At 35.2% G+C, this 18677-nt stretch carries 17 protein-coding genes; 13 read left to right on the forward strand and 4 right to left on the reverse strand.

Features of this window, described 5'->3' with window-relative positions:
* Window positions 1-17: 17 nt before the first annotated feature.
* Window positions 18-365: a carboxymuconolactone decarboxylase family protein gene (locus TYM08_RS07175; RefSeq protein WP_422382289.1), complete on the reverse strand. Its 348-nt coding sequence runs from the start codon at window positions 363-365 to the stop codon at window positions 18-20.
* A 425-nt stretch (window positions 366-790) separates the two neighbouring features.
* Between TYM08_RS07175 and TYM08_RS07180 the strand changes: the two genes are divergently transcribed.
* From TYM08_RS07180 to TYM08_RS07240, 13 genes are all read left to right on the forward strand, one after another.
* Window positions 791-2464, forward strand: a complete 1674-nt coding sequence (locus tag TYM08_RS07180; RefSeq protein ID WP_422382290.1) for a YncE family protein — start codon at window positions 791-793, stop codon at window positions 2462-2464.
* Between the two features lie 1270 nt (window positions 2465-3734).
* The gene (locus TYM08_RS07185) at window positions 3735-4274 is read left to right on the forward strand and encodes a TetR/AcrR family transcriptional regulator (RefSeq protein ID WP_422382291.1); all 540 of its coding nucleotides are present in this window, start codon (window positions 3735-3737) and stop codon (window positions 4272-4274) included.
* A gap of 10 nt (window positions 4275-4284) precedes the next feature.
* A complete protein-coding gene (locus TYM08_RS07190; protein ID WP_422382292.1) occupies window positions 4285-4845 on the forward strand; it encodes a hypothetical protein in 561 nt (186 codons plus the stop codon).
* Window positions 4838-5467: a GNAT family N-acetyltransferase gene (locus TYM08_RS07195; RefSeq protein WP_422382293.1), complete on the forward strand. Its 630-nt coding sequence runs from the start codon at window positions 4838-4840 to the stop codon at window positions 5465-5467. The genes TYM08_RS07190 and TYM08_RS07195 overlap by 8 nt, the downstream gene beginning before the upstream one ends.
* Before the next feature lie 115 nt (window positions 5468-5582).
* Complete coding sequence (locus tag TYM08_RS07200; protein WP_422382294.1) at window positions 5583-6023, forward strand: GNAT family N-acetyltransferase; 441 nt, start codon at window positions 5583-5585, stop codon at window positions 6021-6023.
* A 238-nt stretch (window positions 6024-6261) separates the two neighbouring features.
* Window positions 6262-6726 carry a GNAT family N-acetyltransferase gene (locus tag TYM08_RS07205; RefSeq protein ID WP_422382295.1) on the forward strand — a complete coding sequence of 155 codons (465 nt, stop codon included), beginning with the start codon at window positions 6262-6264 and terminating at the stop codon, window positions 6724-6726.
* 267 nt (window positions 6727-6993) lie between these two features.
* Complete coding sequence (vapB, locus tag TYM08_RS07210; protein ID WP_422382296.1) at window positions 6994-7272, forward strand: type II toxin-antitoxin system VapB family antitoxin; 279 nt, start codon at window positions 6994-6996, stop codon at window positions 7270-7272.
* 11 nt (window positions 7273-7283) lie between these two features.
* Window positions 7284-7679: a type II toxin-antitoxin system tRNA(fMet)-specific endonuclease VapC gene (vapC, locus tag TYM08_RS07215; protein WP_422382297.1), complete on the forward strand. Its 396-nt coding sequence runs from the start codon at window positions 7284-7286 to the stop codon at window positions 7677-7679.
* A 459-nt stretch (window positions 7680-8138) separates the two neighbouring features.
* Window positions 8139-8978: a nuclease-related domain-containing protein gene (locus TYM08_RS07220; RefSeq protein ID WP_422382298.1), complete on the forward strand. Its 840-nt coding sequence runs from the start codon at window positions 8139-8141 to the stop codon at window positions 8976-8978.
* A 27-nt stretch (window positions 8979-9005) separates the two neighbouring features.
* Complete coding sequence (locus tag TYM08_RS07225; protein ID WP_422382299.1) at window positions 9006-9146, forward strand: topoisomerase DNA-binding C4 zinc finger domain-containing protein; 141 nt, start codon at window positions 9006-9008, stop codon at window positions 9144-9146.
* Between the two features lie 198 nt (window positions 9147-9344).
* Window positions 9345-13172, forward strand: a complete 3828-nt coding sequence (locus TYM08_RS07230) for an SIR2 family protein (protein ID WP_422382300.1) — start codon at window positions 9345-9347, stop codon at window positions 13170-13172.
* Window positions 13173-13793: 621 nt separating this feature from the next.
* Entirely contained in the window at window positions 13794-14024 is a 231-nt protein-coding gene (locus TYM08_RS07235; RefSeq protein ID WP_422382301.1) for a TA system antitoxin ParD family protein, read from the forward strand.
* A complete protein-coding gene (locus TYM08_RS07240) occupies window positions 13999-14322 on the forward strand; it encodes a type II toxin-antitoxin system RelE/ParE family toxin (protein WP_422382302.1) in 324 nt (107 codons plus the stop codon). The genes TYM08_RS07235 and TYM08_RS07240 overlap by 26 nt, the downstream gene beginning before the upstream one ends.
* A 60-nt stretch (window positions 14323-14382) precedes the next feature.
* Here the strand turns inward: TYM08_RS07240 and TYM08_RS07245 are convergent, their stop codons facing one another.
* The 3 genes from TYM08_RS07245 to TYM08_RS07255 form a co-directional block, all read right to left on the reverse strand.
* Window positions 14383-14724 (reverse strand): DUF6635 family protein, encoded by a 342-nt coding sequence (locus TYM08_RS07245; protein WP_422382818.1) that lies wholly within the window; start codon window positions 14722-14724, stop codon window positions 14383-14385.
* Between the two features lie 267 nt (window positions 14725-14991).
* Entirely contained in the window at window positions 14992-15918 is a 927-nt protein-coding gene (locus tag TYM08_RS07250; RefSeq protein WP_422382303.1) for a hypothetical protein, read from the reverse strand.
* A 1391-nt stretch (window positions 15919-17309) separates the two neighbouring features.
* Window positions 17310-18653: an IS1380 family transposase gene (locus tag TYM08_RS07255; RefSeq protein WP_422382304.1), complete on the reverse strand. Its 1344-nt coding sequence runs from the start codon at window positions 18651-18653 to the stop codon at window positions 17310-17312.
* Between the last annotated feature and the right edge of the window lie 24 nt (window positions 18654-18677).

The following is an 18677-nucleotide window of genomic DNA, read 5'->3' on the forward strand; positions in this document are numbered from 1 at the left end:
ATATTCAAATACCCCCTTTAGTTATTTTGCGTAAACTCATCAAAAGCGCGTAAAGCGTCCGCGGCATACATCAACGCAGGACCGCCTCCCATATAAACACACATCATTAATACTTCAGCGATTTCATCACGAGTAGCACCTAACTTAATTAACGTTTTGATATGAAACCCAATACAGCCATCACAATGCTGTGTGATTCCAATTGAAAGCGCGATAAACTCCTTGGTTTTTTTATCAATTAACCCGTCTTTAGTCGCCGCAGCCGACATCGCATAAAACCCTTTCATCCCCTCTGGCATAGCCTTTTGCAATTCACCCGCATATTGAGAAATGTCTTTGGTGATGGATTGATAGCTTTTAGTCATGGGTTGCCTTTATATTAAGTTTAATTTAATAGTTACATTTAATATTCTATTCGGATTTAATTGTATAGCTTTATGGCATAAGTACGATATGCCTGAATGGGTAGGTGGGTTGTTAGCCGTAGGGTGGATTCCATATCCGCCATTTTCTACGCGGCCGATATAAAAATTGTAAGAAATATTTATTTTTCATTATTGTCCATGTCAAATATAAAGCCCACCCGAGATAACAATGTGAGTGATAGTTTCTAGTCATCTTCAACTGTTTTATCGTTGGAGATCCAGTGGCTTTAGTCTTTGCTTTCAGATTAAAAGTGGATGTTTGTTTTGGTTTTACGATATCTTTACTTGTGAATAAATGATTAAGTAATGTTATTATGGTATGAATCTTCAAACCCATTAAAATAATAGTTAATCAAAGGAAAATAATGAAATCGGTATTTGTTTTTTTAATCCCCTTTATTGCGATAATGACATTCATAGGCTGTTCAGAAATTGGTAATGATAACGCAGGTAATGTGCTTGCTGAGCAAGACGTTAAGGCAGACTTTTTTCAATTTACAGACGCAAATGATGTGCAGCCAACACAATTAATTGAAAGTAATGAAGTAGTTGTTACTGGAATTAGTGGGAACGTGGCAGTCAGTGTAATTGGAGGGAAATATAGTATTAATGGTAGTAATTATACTAATAATAATGGTTACATTAATAATAATGACTCGATCAAAGTTCGAGGGGTGTCTTCTGATCTATATGGTGTCTCGAATAATGTAGAATTAAGTATTGTCAATGCTTTTTATAATTTTAAAATCACCACAAAACAAGTTCCTGTTATTGGTGTTGAAGATGTTAATTATGAAAGTAATAATGAAATATCTACATCAATTACTGCTTATAAAGATGAGGTTTACAATGATTTAACTTTTGTTATTAGTGAAAATATAGTTGATGTGGATCATTTTGAATTTTCAGTTAGCTTTGAAGATCAGGAAATAATTGCGGATCAAAGTATTAATATAATTGATAATGGACACTCTAAGAAGATTAGCTTTACTCCAAGTTCAGTTGGTCAAACTGTATTAACTGGACTATTAGTAAATACATTAACGAATGAATCGTTAATAACGACATTGACAGTGAATGTCGTTGAATTACAAATCAAAGCAAATTTGTTTGCTGCATCTAACTCTAGAGATATGGTTCATAACCCAGCTAACAACACTCTATACATTACAGATGGGAGCGATGTGCTGCATTATGACTTGTTATCTGGCCAGTTACTGGAAAGGATAAGTGTCGGTGGAAATTTAATTGGTATCGATATTAATCAAAATAATTCACAGTTAGTTGTGGCTGACGGAACAAGATTTGAGAATACAAGTAGTCGATTTGATGATGAAGTTAACCTTTATTTTATTGAAATTGATTCTCATGTGGTTTCTTCTATGGTTATAGACGCAGAGTTTGGTGAGTCGGGATCTTATTCAGTGTTATATTTACCCGATAATAAAATAATGTTTACCACCGATTATGCTGGCTCTGGTGGTGTTTTAGTAAGGATTGTTGATTTAGGGTCAGATGCGGTTTTATATGAAAGAAGCATTGAACAACGAACAATGTTAAATGCTAATAATGACAGATCAATCATCGTGCTTTCTGAATCAAATAGTAGTGCTGGGCCATTTGGTATTTATAATATTGAGACCAATTTAACAAAGCGGGGTCGAACCGATTCATTTTTGTATGATATTTCCATCGATCGAAATAATGAGTTTGTGGCAATTCCTAGTATTATGTCTTTGAAAATATTTGATAATATTGGGAATTTAATAATAAGAATTGATTCAGAAAATTATGGCATACCTTTGGGGGTGGCTTATAGTCCTGTTTCAGATTTGCTTTTTGTTCCATGGGCAGATAAATCTAGTATTGGTATATTTAATTCAATAACAAATGAATTTGTTGAGAATATTTCAATTCCGCATATTATGAATTGGCATAATAATAAAGGTATGAATGACGGGCGTATTAAAATTTCAAAAGATGGGTCTCTAGGGTTTGTTCAGGTTGTGGGGGGGATTCATAGTTTTATAATTCAATAAAAAAACTAATGGGGTCGAAGCTGAATGAGACTATGTTAAGCCCCGAAGGCATATAAAAAAGGTCTGCAGAGCTAAAACTCCCTTAAAAAGTAACAAGACAGTCAGTGATTACGATCCAGTCAGTTTCATTGATTTTTTTCATAAAAGGTTAGTGTAATTAATTTAAGAGATAATCCAGTTGGTTTTTTGGGTAACTATGTCAAATGTAAGACTCGACCCCGACATACTGAATCGAGTAATATTAAATCAGTAAATATTGTTAGTTATTAGCTATTTTAGAAGGTCAAGTTATAGCTTAATTCTTAATAAGATGGATAATAAATGAACATAGAGCATCTACTTTGAATATGATTGAATTAATTGGCAATTCGGTACTGGGGGGAAGTGAATATTGAAATATTTTATTTGTCCTTGTTGTGATAAAAAAACATAACAATCAAGCAGAAAATAATACTGATTTTTAAAATTGAGTATAAATGCCATGAATGCAATGAGGCGATATCCGTCTGGAGTGGATATGAAATAATAGGTCGCTTTTCAATTCCGGGGATCGCAATATACATATATTCAATTATGCCAATTGTTAAGAATGAGTGGAATTTATTAACAATATTTATTTCATTAAGCCTTTCTACAATACTATATTTCATAATCGGTGTTTTATTTATATCAATTAACAAAAAATAAAGTACAAAAGTGAGTGTCACTTTTGAGCGTCTTGTGAGCATCTTTCTAATGGGTTAGTTGTGAGTCAATTATGGATCCGACCCCAATATTACGACCCCAATATTAACCTGTAGGTTGCCTTTTAAGGGAACAAAACAACGGTAAGTCAATATGGATAATTACTCGTCATCTTCAGCAGGTTTATCGCTGGAGATCCAGTGGCTTTGTAATGGGTATGGCGAAATGAGCATCTTTCTATTGGGTTGGCGTGTGTCAATTTTGGATCCGACCCCAATATTATTAAAAATAAAAACGTAGGGTTGAGCTTTAGCTAAAACACTAAAGTGGGTGTCCCTTTTGATCTGTGTGTCAATTTTGGATCCGACCCCAATATTATTAAAAATAAAAACGTAGGGTTGAGCTTTAGCTAAAACACTAAAGTGGGTGTCCCTTTTGATCTGTCCCTTTTGATCTGCTTTTGGGTGGTTGATAGTCTTATTAATGTTAATCTTGAGATGGTTGTGAAATAGTTATTTTTATCATGTTGACCGATCGGTCAGTAGTGGGTAGTATTGTGCTTAACTTAATGTAAAAAACAAATCAAATGCATACTACAAAATTGAAAATATTAAATCACACTATCCAATTGATTGGTGAGGAAGGACTATCAGGATTAAGTGCAGGTAACTTAGTCAAACAAATAGGCATAAGTAAATCAACAATATTTCACCATTTCGAAAGTATTGACCAGCTCTTAATTGAATCGTTTGACTTGCTTATTGAGCAATTATTTATACAACAAGATGTAAAATACCCTTCATCGCAAGAGTATTTAGATGCTTTGGGTGAACAAACATTATATGCCTGTGAACATTATAATAAATTCATTACTGCTTATTTTATGTTTTTCACGAAATCTATTTTCAATAATGACATTAAACAAAAACTAAAAAGATCAATTAATAAATTTAAATGCAATATGAAAAATGACTTGTCAGCCTATTTTTCTAAAGAAGAGGCTGAAGACTATGCCGAATTAATATTCACTAGTTTAGATGGTATGGCTATTCACTTTTTAATCTTTAAAAATAACCAAAAATTCATGAAGTCTTGGAAACTTTTATCAAATAAACTAATAACGTAGGGCTTTAATTATGTGGTTAACAAATGATATAAATATCATTAAATCTATGCATGATGTGTTTGGGTTAAAACAGAGTGTATTTTCAATTCTTTCCATTTTTAGCTTCTCTATACTCAGTACCATTTTATTATTGTATATCGGATGGGATTTTTTAAGTGAATTAGCGTTATGGAAAACAATCGTTGCAATGGTGATTGTTTTAGATATTAATGCTGGATTAATTGCCAACTTTACAAAGGGTACTAATGATTTCTACCAAAATGAACCTAAAAAAAGATGGATCTTTATCTCGATTCATTTCCATGTATTAATTGTTGCTTGGCTGTTTGAAGTTGAAAGTTATAGTGCAGTCGTTATTTCTTGGGTGGCTACAATATCAGTTGCGTCGATGCTGAATATATTGAAAAGTAGCGCGTGGAGTTCAATGCAGAGAATAGTCGCTGCAGTGTGTCTAGGGTTGGGCTTAATTTTAATCATGGTTTTAAATTGGTCGAATTTAGTTTTACAAATAGTGGCTATGTTGTTTTATATTAAAGTGGCTTATAGCTTTTCGGTTAACCACTATGAATAATATACAGTATTATGAATTAACAAAAGCAGACGTAAAGCAAGCTGTTGATTTAATTGAATTAAGCTTTAGGCAGGATCCAATGTTTTTGTCTATATTTAGAAGTATAAAATGTCGAAAGTTTTTTATTCATTATTTAATCAAACAAAATAATATTATCGGTGGAGCAACAACTGTTGCGATTAGTCAAAATAAAATGGTCGCTGTTTATTTATTAAAACCCTATATTGCTAATCGATTTATTAATTTTCTAAAAGAATGCCAAGCGTTTATAGTCTTTTTACCACTTTTATTTAAGATTGGATTAAAATCAAGCAAACAGTTAAATGATTATTATAAAATAATTTCAAAAACAAAACCTAAAGGCCCACACTCATACCTCACTTTAATTGCGGTGAGTGATCATGCGAAGGGGCGAGGTGTGGGAAAAATGGTTTTACAAAATATTATTGAGCGACTACAAATTGAAAACAAATCTCAGGCATTGTTACTAGACACTGAAAACAAAGAAAATATCGGATTTTATGAACATTTAGGTTTCACACTAACTCAAACTAAATCCGTCAATGAACTTAATATTTACTCTATGAAAAAAGTTAGTTCAGACATCCAAAATAAAAACTAGGCTAATCCCCAAAAAAGAGCATTTTTTGTCCAAAATCTCAAAATCAAAACTAATCAAGATACCCAAGGTAAACCCTATAAGTTATTATGAATATCTAATTAATGTGGAAATAAAAATGGAATTCATAGAATTTAATAGCAATAGCCCACTGTATGAAGAAACAATGGAGCTTCGATATCACACCTTCTTTAAAAATTTTGGTTTGCCTAAGTCAGTCACACCCGATGAGCTAGAACCAGAAAGCATTCATTTGGCGTTGCTAAATCAATCAGAAATTCTGGCTTATGGTAGGTTGTCACCACTTGAAAATGGTGTGTTTAGAATCTCTCAAATCATAGTGCCTGAAATGCATCGTAAAATCGGCTATGCGACAGCACTGCTATTAAAGCTCATAAAACGTGCTCAGTCACTTGGGGCGACTAGCATTCAATTGAATGCTCAAGTATCGGCACAAAAGCTCTACGAAAATTGTGGTTTTGTTGCTAGTGAAAAACCATACAAAGTAAAACTAACAGGCGTTGAACACGTAAAAATGGTGGCGACACTATCCACGTAACAGGCAGGTAGCATTGCCACTTTGTGGTCACAATTTTTGGTGTAACAACCAAATTGATAATCTAGAAAAAGTAAATGAATACGAGAAACGCTTTCAATTGAACTTGCACAAAAATCCTATAACAAAGACGATTAAAACAAGGCAATTAAAGCGGACACCCAAATCTTGGCTGGTGCTCGTTGCTCATAACCATTATAGCCAAGTATTTATTGCCGTTTATTACGGCGTCAGGTGTTTGATGAAAACGATTGAAAAAATCTCTTACCGTAAGGCGACTGAGAAAGACATTCCACAGCTTATTGAACTTCGTATCAAACAGCTTATAGATGAAGGATACCCTGAAATCAGAGACATTCGTCACGAGTTGCAAACGTATTTTGCAAACAGCTTAAGTAATGGCTCGCTGGTTTGTTGGCTTGGGCTCAGTAACGATATAATTATCGCCACTGGTGGGCTTTGTTTTTATCAACTCCCTGGTTCTTTTTCTAATCCAACTGGAACCAATGCGTATATAACCAATATGTACACTGACGATCAATTTCGTAAACAGGGCATTGCATCATTATTAATTGATAAACTTTTAGTTGAGGCAAAAGAACGAGGCTTTGTATCTGTAAAACTGCATGCATCAACCCATGGAAAAAGTGTTTACGAAAAAGCGGGTTTTGTAAAAGCGGACGGTTATATGGGATTGACGTTTTGAGTTTTACCATTAAGTAAACTAATTAATCCTATGCGTTAAAATAGGGTGAATCGATAGCAAGCTAAACCAGACAACCAAAGTAAAACTTAGGCTAATCCCAAAAAGATTAGCCTTTTTTTGTACAAAATTTCAAAATCAGGACTAATCAAGCCGCCATAAAAAAACCAACAAATCATTATGGTCACCTCACAATCCATGCTCATCAACCGCCAATATCCATGATGTACAAGAATAAATGGAACAAGTTCGAAATAATGTACATACTTGGTGAATATAGCAATTGTGTTGCAACAACAGATAGGCGGAACCATCATGGCTAAAGGCAGTATTTTTACAAACAATCGAACCCAAGCAGTGCGATTACCTGCGCAAATGCGTTTTGATGATGATATAAAGCAGGTAAGTGTCAGAATCGTAGGTAAAGAGCGTATTCTTTGCCCATTAGAGAACACCTGGGACAGTTTCTTTATGCAGGATCAAAGCGTAGATGACGATTTTATGTCAGAGCGTGCCGAGCAAACTGAAACAAAGCGTGAGTCGTTTTAATACTCAAATATATGCGCAATACAAACATTGTCATATACATTATAAAGCGCCGCCCAATTGAAGTATTGACTCAGTTTAATAACCACCAAGGACAATTATGCATTAGTAGCGTGACCTTGGCGGAGTTAATTCATGGGGTTGAAAAAAGCGAAAGACCTGAGCACAACCTTAAGCAAGTAGAAGATTTTATTTCACGCTTAGAAGTGCTTGATTATCAAAGTGGTGCCGCGTTTCATTATGGTGAAATACGAGCGAATTTAGAAAAAAAAGGCACCACCATAGGTGTGAATGATTTGCATATTGCAGGGCATGCTCGAAGTGAAGGGTTGATTATTGTCACAAATAATTTAAAAGAATTTGATCGCGTAGAAGGATTGCGTTGTGAAAACTCGGTGGCAGAGCACTAGTTTAATATTGGCGCCCAATAAAATAGAGCTCGATTTAATCGAGCTTTTTTTGTGCCTGTTGGTTATAGAAGAGGAAAGCTTCACTCGTCATCTTCAACTGTTTTGTCGTTGGGGATCCAGTGGCTGCGGTTTTAGTTTGATGGTTAAAAGTGAAAGGGCAGTCAAAATGTGGGTGATGGCTTGCCTTCATAACTATCCTAAAAAAAATTTGGATCCGACCCCAATATTGCAAAAGAACAACAAGAAGTACCAAAAGTGGATGTGAATTTGGGTTCTTGTTTTCCTCTAGATTGCCTTTTAAGAGAACAAAAGCAACGGTAAGTCAATGTGGGTGAGTGCTTGCCCTCATGGGAAATAATTCAAAAGTGGGCGTCGCTTTTGATAGCTATTGGGTTTTTTGAACGCTCTTTGTTGTATAATTAGATTCACTAAAAAACAAGACACTCTCAAAGGGAATGCATGGAAATCGAAACGTTATTAACCCCACTGATTAAACCCTTTGTATATTTTGTAATATTTTCAATTTTTGTGGCAGTGATCAAGTCTGCTTGGTTCAAAGGTAAACTAGGGGAGTTTAAGGTTAATCTATTGCTGAAGTTGTTTCTAAATAAAGCACAGTATCATCTAATTAAAAATGTCACGTTACCGACCTTTGATGAATCAGGTCAGCACAGCGGAACCACACAGGTTGATCATATTGTAGTGAGTGCATTTGGTGTGTTTGTGATTGAAACCAAACATTTTAAAGGTTGGATATTTGGCAGTGAGTTCCAAAAGCAGTGGACACAACAGATTTACAAACATAAATCGAGATTCCAAAACCCGTTACTGCAAAACTACAAACATTGTAAAACCATAGAAAACCTGTTGGGTTTAGATGGCACTGACAAACAAGACAAGACCAAACGTTTGATCAAAAGCTTGGTGGTATTCACAGGCAGTGCTGAGTTTAAAACCGAGCTTCCAACGAATGTGTGTTATGACTCAAAACTGATTAAAACAATTAAAGGATTTAAAACCCAATTATTAGACGCACAGCAAGTGGCAAAAATAATCGAACAGATAGAATCTGGCCGATTAAAGCGTGGGTTTGTTACTGACAAACAACATGCCGAGCATGTGAAGGTACTTGTTAAAGACAGTCAGTCAAGAGGCGGGAAAAGAGATAGTCAAAGAGTTACCCAAAGAGTAACGTCGTCAGGTAAACATGACAGACAGGGTGGTTTGAAGCGGGGTAGTAGAGTGGGTAGTGAGGTGGTTAGGTCTGAGATTGCTCGTGAAACTAGCGCTCAAGACTAGGCTAACCATAATTCAACTGATGGTGTTTTGATTGCTGATGTTGAACCTGAGTGTCCTAAATGTGGTGGGGGGATGGTGAAACGTCAATCTAAAACAGGTCAGTATGCAGGTGTCCCGTTTTTTGGGTGTTCGGCTTTTCCTAAGTGTCGAGGTTTGGTTCGGGATTGAAGTTGGCTGAAGCCTGAAATCGTGATTTTATAACGCTTTTCCGTTGAACTTAATGGCTGATGGGGGACGCGACTTCGTTATTTCCGGAAAGAGCTCAGTTGCTCAGACTCATTTCATGTTGGACAAGGCTTAAGCTCTTGATAAAGAAGTCTTTAGTGTAATATATTAACGGGAATATATATTTAATAAGACTTTTTTATGAACGATATCCAAATACCTGACTTTCTAAAAAAGTCCTTAGCTAGTGGCGAAGTTATTCCTTTGATTGGTGCTGGTGTTTCAATGTCAATTAAAACCAAGGAAGGTGAAAAAGCATTTCCTTCTTGGTCCGAATTACTTTTTAATGCAGCAGAAAAGCTAGAGAAAGAAGATAGTCAACTTGTTAAGCTTCAAGTAAAAAGAGGGAAGCTGCAACGCGCGGCTGAAGAAGCACAGGAGCTTCTAACAGGTCGTCCTTGGGGGGACTTTCTTAACTCACAGTTTTCTATTAATTTCAAAGAATTAGATGTTAGAGGTAAAGCGCTTCCTAAAGCTATTTGGCGATTAAGTAATAGAGTTGTCACTTTGAATTATGACAAGGTTCTTGAATGGGCTCACGAAGAATCTGCAAATTTATGTGTTTTTGACAATTCTAATTGCACTCAACTTTCAGAGTTTTCAAGACCAAGTCAACAAGAGATGCTCTGGCATTTGCACGGCACAATTGAACACCCAAAACACATGGTACTTACTCCGCAATCATACCACCGCTTATACGAAGAAGAAGCTGAAAAAAACTACAAAGCAGCGCTTACCAAGTTTAGAGAGGTGATTAGCAATAAGATCATTCTTTTTATTGGTTGCTCACTTGATGACGCAGAACTACTCGCTGAAATAGTGAAACAAAACGAGCTATTTGATGGGAATACTGGCCCTCATTATGCGCTGGTAAGAAAAACGGATGAACAGGAAATCAAGTCTAAGTTAACAGATAGTCATGTTCAAACCATTACTTTTAGTGATTTTGGTCAACCACTTATTGATGCTGTCACACAATTAGCTGAATGCAAAAAACAGCAACAGCTAGCAATCAATAATGAAAAAGAACTTAACCAACAACCTAAACTTGACAATGACAAAGAACAAAAAAAGAAATTCAATAAAATAAGCCTGTTTACGGCCTCACCTTTAGATAAACCATTAGATGAAATTGATATCATCGCAAAACTTAAAAAATATAAATACCCTATTTTTCAACAAGCTTTCACCGAAAATAACCTAATGCAAGCCGATGATTACTCAATTATTTTATTACTCGCCAAGAAAACGAATGGCGGACTTCTAATTGAAGATGATAATGCTTGTAGTGATTATTTAACTATTGAGGAGTTAGAACAAAACTTGCCAGTGAATGCTAAATTAACAGTATTGATAACGGACAAGTTACTTAGTGAGCAAGAACTAAAAACAATTAACTTTCCTTTGCTTGTTTTACCTGTATTAAATAAGCAGGGGAAAGATTTAAACATTCTAGATAAATTAACTCACCAGCTGTTTAAAAAACAGGATATTAAACCCTTTGTTGATAAAGAAGACATTCAATTAGTACAAGTTAGCGACGAGTTATTGAAGTCACTTAACCCTGAAAATCGAAAGGATTGGTTGAAGCATAATCCTGTATTACCCCGTGATATTAACTCAAGTGAGCTACAAGGTTTTACTGGGCGATTATCTGATTTAGCTGATATTAGTCAAAAACTTACCAAAGCGGCGAATGGCCAAAGATTATTAACCATCAAGGGGAGTGGCGGGCTAGGAAAAACTACGATAGCAAAAAAAGTTGCATTAGAATTAGCCAATCGTGGCCGCTTTGATGCAGGCGTTTACTTTGTTGATTGTGAAAGTATAACCAGCGTAAATCAACTTGAAATGCATATAGGTGAAGCTTTTAAATTACGCTCCGCTGATGATTTATTTGGCTACTTGGCGCAACATCACGATCAGCTTAGTCGCTTGTTGATTTTTGATAATTTAGAAAGTTTGCTGTATTTAAAAAAATCTGACAAACAGCAAAACAAACAAGCTGTAGATCAAGTTAAAATTTTGTTATCACGTACTTTGATGTATGCGAACGTATTAGTGACCTCAAGAGAGATTATGAACACTGAATGGGAAGATGTGCTGTCGTTCAGGCAAATGGAATCTGAAGAGGCGCTAACCCTATTTAATCGTTTAACCAAAAATAACTATCTCAACGAAGATGATCAGGGCTATGTACGTAGGAAAATTTTAGAGCCGCTACTTAACAATAATCCGTTAGCTATTAAACTTATTTGTGATGGCATGCCTAATGGTAAGTGCTTAAAAGGGTTGAAAAAAGAGTTAGAAGATGACTTTTTTGGTAAGGTCAAAGAAGAAGATTTAATCTTGATGTTTGACGATGAAGTTGACGCTAATATTAACCGCCAAGAATCGCTTTACGTTTCTATTCTATATTCATATGAAACGCTAAATAATAGTCAGAAGAGAGCGCTTGAATCATTTTCTCTATTTCCAGATGGTATTGACTTAAAAACCTTTAAGGCTTTGGTAGCAGAAAGCAAAAAAAGTGACCGAAACCAATACGAGAATAAATTTAAAAAACCCGTTAGCGACAAAGATATTACGGTACTTGCAAATAAATCATTAATTGAAAGTAATAATGGAATTTATTCTCTACAGTCTGTCATTCAACGTTTTTCCCGTTTTCGATTTGACCAAAACACTCAAGAAAAAGATAAGATTGAACTTTTTAGAGGAGCACTTCGTTATAATGAGAAAACGCTGGAGTTTATTCAAAAATTAGAGAGAGTAAATAAAAAAGCAATCCCTCTATTTCTTTCAATCGTAAATAACTTATTCGCTGCAATTACCTATGGAACTAAAGAAAATGTTGTGAGAAATTCAGAAGAAATAGAAGATTATTTTCATATGGTAAGAGCAATTAAAAACTTATCAATTACATTGAACTTATCTCACGACTTTTTAACCGTACTTAATGAAAATGCTATTGAACATCTCATCACTGAAAATAATAAAGAACAGCTAGAATTAGCATGGCAACTATTTAAAGTTAGCTCTATGTATTATAACGGGGAATTTGATACTGCGTACAGCCAGTTAAATTCATTAATCCCTGTTAAGCTATTAATGACTATCTATGAAAATGATGAAAATGATGAACTTAATAATATAATTTATCATACGGCGCAACACGTATATTCCATGGAAGGTGATATTATCAATAATGTTTTGCATATTGAAAAGTTTAATCAGTATCGCTATTTTACGTTAGTAGCATCTCAAGTACAAACAGCAATGAATGTTGAGCCATTGATGAAGCTGGTTATTCCTGACTTAGATTACTTCGAAGCGCAAAGTTATTTAAGTGAGGGTGTAGACCTTAATCAAATAAATAAAGTGATTGATGAGTTGCACGAGAATGAACATTTAGACCGAGTAAATTTAACTTATATTAAGTCACGTGATGAGTATGTGAATTATGAGGTTATCGAAAAATTAGTTAATGTAAACCCTTATACGAGAGGTTTAAAAAGACTGATGTATGCACTTTCATTTGAACATAAATTACTTGCTGAAGAGGCTAACCCTGAAAAGAGTATTCCTGACGAGCATAATATCGAATTAAATAATAGGGTTATCGGTTATTATCAATCAGCATTAACTGATTTAAAGCATATCAAATTTTACTACGTGCAAGCACTTTATTTTTATGCGAGGTTTCTACAAAAAACAGATAATAAAAATTTCGAAAAAGTCTATGAAAACGGATTACAATTAACGAAAAAACACCATTATCGTCTTTGGCAACATAAGTTTCATTTGTTGAAACAGCCAGCATTAGGGCCCTATAAACCTGAGAACTATCCTCTACCTGATAATCTTGACCTTTCTCCATTAATTGAAAAACAAGTAAAATGGATAAAGGATAATTATGGTACAAGCTTGAACCCTTTTAACAAAATAGGCCGAGGATCAGGCCTTTAGTTTGGAAAGCTAATTAGAGTGTAAAGGGGTCAAGTCACTTGCTTCACAATACTTTAAAGAGAATTAATTGAGACTTCCACTTTTAGTTTTCTAAATCAAACTAAAAAGCCTCGGTCATGCATGTGACTGGGCTTTTTTTGTGGATTGTCGTTTACGGCAACAAGACTAATGATGATTCTGTGTTCCCCTGAAGGGCAACCTACAAAAGATCAAAAGTGACAGCCACTTTTGAATGTTTCCTCATTTGCTTTTCACACCCCAACTATTTCAACTTACTAGAAACAGCCAACAATATATCTGCCAAATCTAAAACCCGTGCAACGTAACCATCTTTATAGTTATGAGTTTGTTCTGACTGTCCTGTTAGATTTTGTTCAAGTCCATCAATAGGCCGAGGGTCAGGCCTTTAGTTTGACATAGACACTCAAAAACCAAGAGGGACAGTGTAACTTGAAAACTAAAATCCAAGTTTCAACCCTCTAGATTGGGTCTGTCTGACACTGAATAGCCAAGTATTCATTCCTCAAATTACATAATGTTACATAATATCGAAACAAAAGATTTGAATATGCGATCATTTGTCGCTATTATCGACAAAACCTTGAAAATTTGGAGGCCGTTATGGCTGTAAGCGTTAGATTAGATGATGAGTTCGTTCAGCACGCAAGAGTGCATGCAGAAGCTGAAAGTCGCTCTGTGCCTAAGCAAATTGAATATTGGGCTAAAGTGGGACAGATGATGATGGATAACCCCGATCTGTCTTATGAGTTTGTGCATGAAGCGCTATTGGCGACTTCTGAAATGAATCTAGGTTTGGTGAAACGATATGAGCGACGATCTAAAAAAGTTTGAGGTTTATGAATCGAGACGTTTCACTAAAGCTTTGGATAAACTTTCTGAATCGCATTTAGTGATTGTGGAAGATGAGATTGAAAAAATTATTGCCGATCCTGAACTAGGGACGCAAAAAAGGGGCGACCTATCACATCTTTGGGTGCATAAATTCAAGATGGATCGGCTTGAGGTGTTGTTAGGGTATAGTTGGTTTGAAGGTAAGCTGGAAATGTATTTATTAAATTTTTCTTCTCACGAAAACTTTTATGATGGAATGAAAAAAAGTCGTAAGGCTGATATGAAATTAATGAATTAATATACGATCAAAAGTGACAGCCACTTTTGAATGTTTCCTCATTTGCTTTTCACACCCCAACTATTTCAACTTACTAGAAACAGTCAACAATATATCTGCCAAATCTAAAACCCGCGCAACGTAACCATCTTTATAGTTATGAGTTTGTTCTGACTGTCCTGTTAGGTTTTGTTCAAGTCCATCTATGAGTTTGTGTAATTTTTTATCGTGCCAGCCTAGGGATTTTTGTAATGGGTCGGTGAACATGCCTGTGTACGATGCGATCATGCCTAATACTATGGCCACGCCTCCTGTGCTAAACATCACTGCCATTTTGCTGGCCGCTGTTGGCAGTAATGAATAATACACCGCGCCCATTGAGTTACCCAGTGCAAATGGGAGTACGGCAGAATAAATAATGATTGGTGTATTTAATTAAATAACTTCGAGAGCAAGCGCACACCCACTTTTTTAGTTTTTTTTCGACTTGAATGTCTACCCTACGAATATTTGTTTAATGTTGAATTGTTAATGTTTATTTTTATTTTATATAAGTGAGAGGGGGGGGATTGGTTAAATCACTTGATGAACAATACTTTCCATCTTCCACAAAAAAGACCTGACAACCAGGCCTCTATACCAACATACCAACAAATTATCCAAAATCAAAAAACATAGATCTTTTGTAATCTAACCTGTTTTGGCAGGTAAGGGGATGCCCATTTTTCTTCGATGGTAGCCAATTATTTGTGGGGGGATGTCGGTTGATCTTGATATGTCGCTGTCTGGTATTTTGCCTAATTTTTTAATGATTGATGCAGTGAAGTTATATTTACTTTTTCTTGTTCGCTCAAAAATTGGGATGCCGCGTAATTGACGGTGCAGCCTAATAATGTAACGCGCTCGTTTGTATTTTTTTGATATATTGAAATCGGTGTCGTTGCCTAATTCTTGTATCGCCTCATCACACAAATGGGGTGTGCGTGTAAGATTGCCTGTGCCATAGCTCGGTATTTTCATTAATATTCGTTTTGTCGATGTACTTAGCTCACTGATGCCAAATGTTTCGGCAAATTCTATATCGGGCATTTCGCCTAAATATCGTAACATTTGATCAGTCCAATTGATGGGGGCACGCTCACTAAAAGGCTCAATGCCTATTGAATTTCGAAATGCAGTGATGGAGCAGCCAGACAATCCGATAATAGGCGCAAGCTCTGTGTCATGCATGGTGCCTAGTAATGATAACTCGTGTTCAGTCCAGTGATGTGGCGAATATGAACCTTTAAATTTTGCAAGAGGGGGCAGGCTGTAAGGTTTGATACCTAATTGTGAGCGTTTATTTTGGATGACGTGTTTTTTTGTACGCCATTTGGCGGCAAGGTTTGTGTCATAAGTAGTGCCTAGTAATTTGATTTTACTAGGGCTCCATACAAATTCAATTTTTGTATCGTTAAATATTTTAATACTCTTGCTTTGGCGTAATCTTTTAACGTGGCGACTTGAGAGGTTAAACTTACCTGCTAGGTCTTCGTCACTGAGCTTACCTAAAAGTTTAATGAATTTATTAAATTGTTTTTTGGGTAAATCTTGAATTTTAAGGTGATTGTTTTTCATGGTATTCCTTCTTATTCTCAGTATTATTGAAATGCATATTAATTAGTTAGCAAATTTTATACCTGCTTGATTTTTATGTGTTTTAGGAAGGGGGGGGGGATTGAGATAAATTAATAGTGAATTTGTATTAGATTTTTATACCGTTAACTTTAAGGGTTAAACGGGACTTCTTGATATACCAATATTGGGCGCAGTATGATTGATCAAAATATTAAAGAGGTTACATGTGTTTTCGACTCAATGTGGATTGGGGTTTCCCTAATGGATCGAATGTTGAAAATAATGTTCATTTATAATCTAACGGATACAATACAAAAGTGGGTGTCACTTTTGAGAATACTTGCTACTAGAAATTGAGAAAAACACTGAGTAACAATGTGAATACAGAATAGGGCGGATCGCTTGTTTCATGATACTTTGCAATTAGTATTGTGAAGCAACTGATTTACCTGTTTTTCTGTGGAATGGGCGACACAATCCCGTGAATGTGCGCTGCTCTTCAAAAGTGGATGTCCCTTTTGGCTAATTTGTTGATTGATGTGTATACATTTATAGAGTAGTTAATTAAAATATAGATTACTTTGGCTGTGTTACAATCCCAGAAATGTTATGAATTGTACAAAAGTGGGTGTCACTTCTGGTCCCACTAAAGTGGATGTCACCCATTAGAAAATCCCGGTCAATAGTCGAAGCGAAATTCTTTACTCTTTTATAGTAAATTAATAATTTCATCTTCGGTTCGTTATAACAAGTATGGCCCTAAAATTTACTATTGTTGGTGTCACAAATACACACCAGTCACCCATCTGAATTAAGGCACTTGAATGAAAACGATAAACGGTAACATTCGCCCTTGGCTTTCGCTTCAGTAATTATTTAGTACCTCAATAATGTCCAAGTGATTTGCAATTTCTTGCATGACACTTTTTATAGGATTCAAACATATTGTTTGTCCTAACACTTTATGGCTCACATCGAAGGCATATTTGCTTTTTCAAACGCTTTAAATGAAGGTTAAACGAACGGTTTAATCACTTTTATGGTTTTACCAACACCCACTATGAACTCGTCCGTTTAACCTAACTGGTTTAGTTATTCATTTTGAATAACCAAATGCTTTTTCGACATCAAATTCTATGCCGTCTTTTAATATGTCCTGAATCCAAAGCATCGATCATTTAATATCGTAAGAACAACCATATCTTTTAAAAATAATATAAACCAATTAATAAACCAAACTTTAAACCAATTTTTAAACTTATTTTATTTTTAAATCTGTGCAATCATACTATTTTAACCGCCATTGCTACACTACAAAAACAGATATACATGACCCAATCATTTTGATTAGTCACATTTCAATTCTATCTGTTTGTTTCAATTTTTTTTTGTTAATTCATTAATAATTTACGGTGCAATTTTTCGAATATAATAAAATTTACATTGTACCGACCAAATGCGAGTTTTATACGCCGACTACTTTTAATAATTCGTACCGCTACATACATCAATTCTTGAATGACTGTTTTTATTCTTCGTCTTTTCGCTTTTTTTCGTTTCGGAGAATCGGGTCCTAATAATCCATTTTGACCAATCCAGCGCAAAATATTATAGGCCAACATGCTGCATCCTAACACCAATGCGTTTGTGTCAAACTTTCCTGATGGCAGTCGCTCTATATCCATATCGGTTTTAAATTCACTATGAAATTGTTCCGATGTTCCATGATCACAATATAATTGAATGATTTCTTCATCACTGAGCAGTAAACTCGTCCACCAACCTTGTATTTCTATTTCAGGAATTAAAATATACTGACCAAATTTATCAATACTACGTTCAATTACTTGCATGACACGTTGAATTTTATAAGTGTGGCCACGCCAAACTCGCTCTTCTTCAATGCGAAATAAGGAGACACGTTTGCCTTCTCTAGGATATGTCCATGTGTTTTGTTCGTCTGCAAATTTTAGCCATTCATCTTTATTTTGTTTTCTTGGGTTCCATTTAATTAAAAAATCAACATCATTTTTTTCAGCATTATTTGCGTTGTGATCAAGAATTACATCAATATTTTCGATGGCGTCATTACCACTATCAAGCCGTAAAAGTATGGGCTGATTTGTGATTTTCTGTGCTGATTTAAGTGCATCTTTAAGAAATTCAGGCGTGCCACTTTGGCAGTGTTGCTTACCTTCGCGTAGTTCAAATTTAATACAATATCCTTCCTGTCCTAAATATGCAGGCATGGGTGCATAGCCATCATGGCCCTTATAAGTTCTGGACACGCCTTCTTTTTTACTGCCACTATTATCCATAGGTGTCACATCAACATCCAGTGGTCTGTGTCCTGTATATATGGGTGTTAATTCTGGTTTGATATTTATTAGAAAATCTAAATTTGCTTTTTCAACTATAGGTAAAAATGATTTTGCGTAAGTGTCCATGCGTTGGCGCAACGTAGATTCAGAAGGAATTTCTTGAACATCCATTGCATGAGTAAAATAATATTCACTCTCAATAGTGTTAATCGCTTCGAAGTCATTTTTGCCAATACACAATAAAGCCGTATAGATTTTAATAATGTCGGAATGTTTTGTTCCGTGACGAAGTGGTATGAGTTTATCAATGCTATTTGTTAAGTTTGTGTATTTTTTAATTGCTAGACCAATTAAAGATAGGCCACCATGACTGATTATGTCTGCATCGGATTTTTCTAGAATAAACTGTTTCATATCGCACTTATTGGGTGAGTTTTA

It is taken from the genome of Marinicellulosiphila megalodicopiae (genome assembly GCF_045862395.1).
In the GTDB taxonomy this organism is placed as follows: Bacteria; Pseudomonadota; Gammaproteobacteria; order Pseudomonadales; family Natronospirillaceae; genus Marinicellulosiphila; species Marinicellulosiphila megalodicopiae.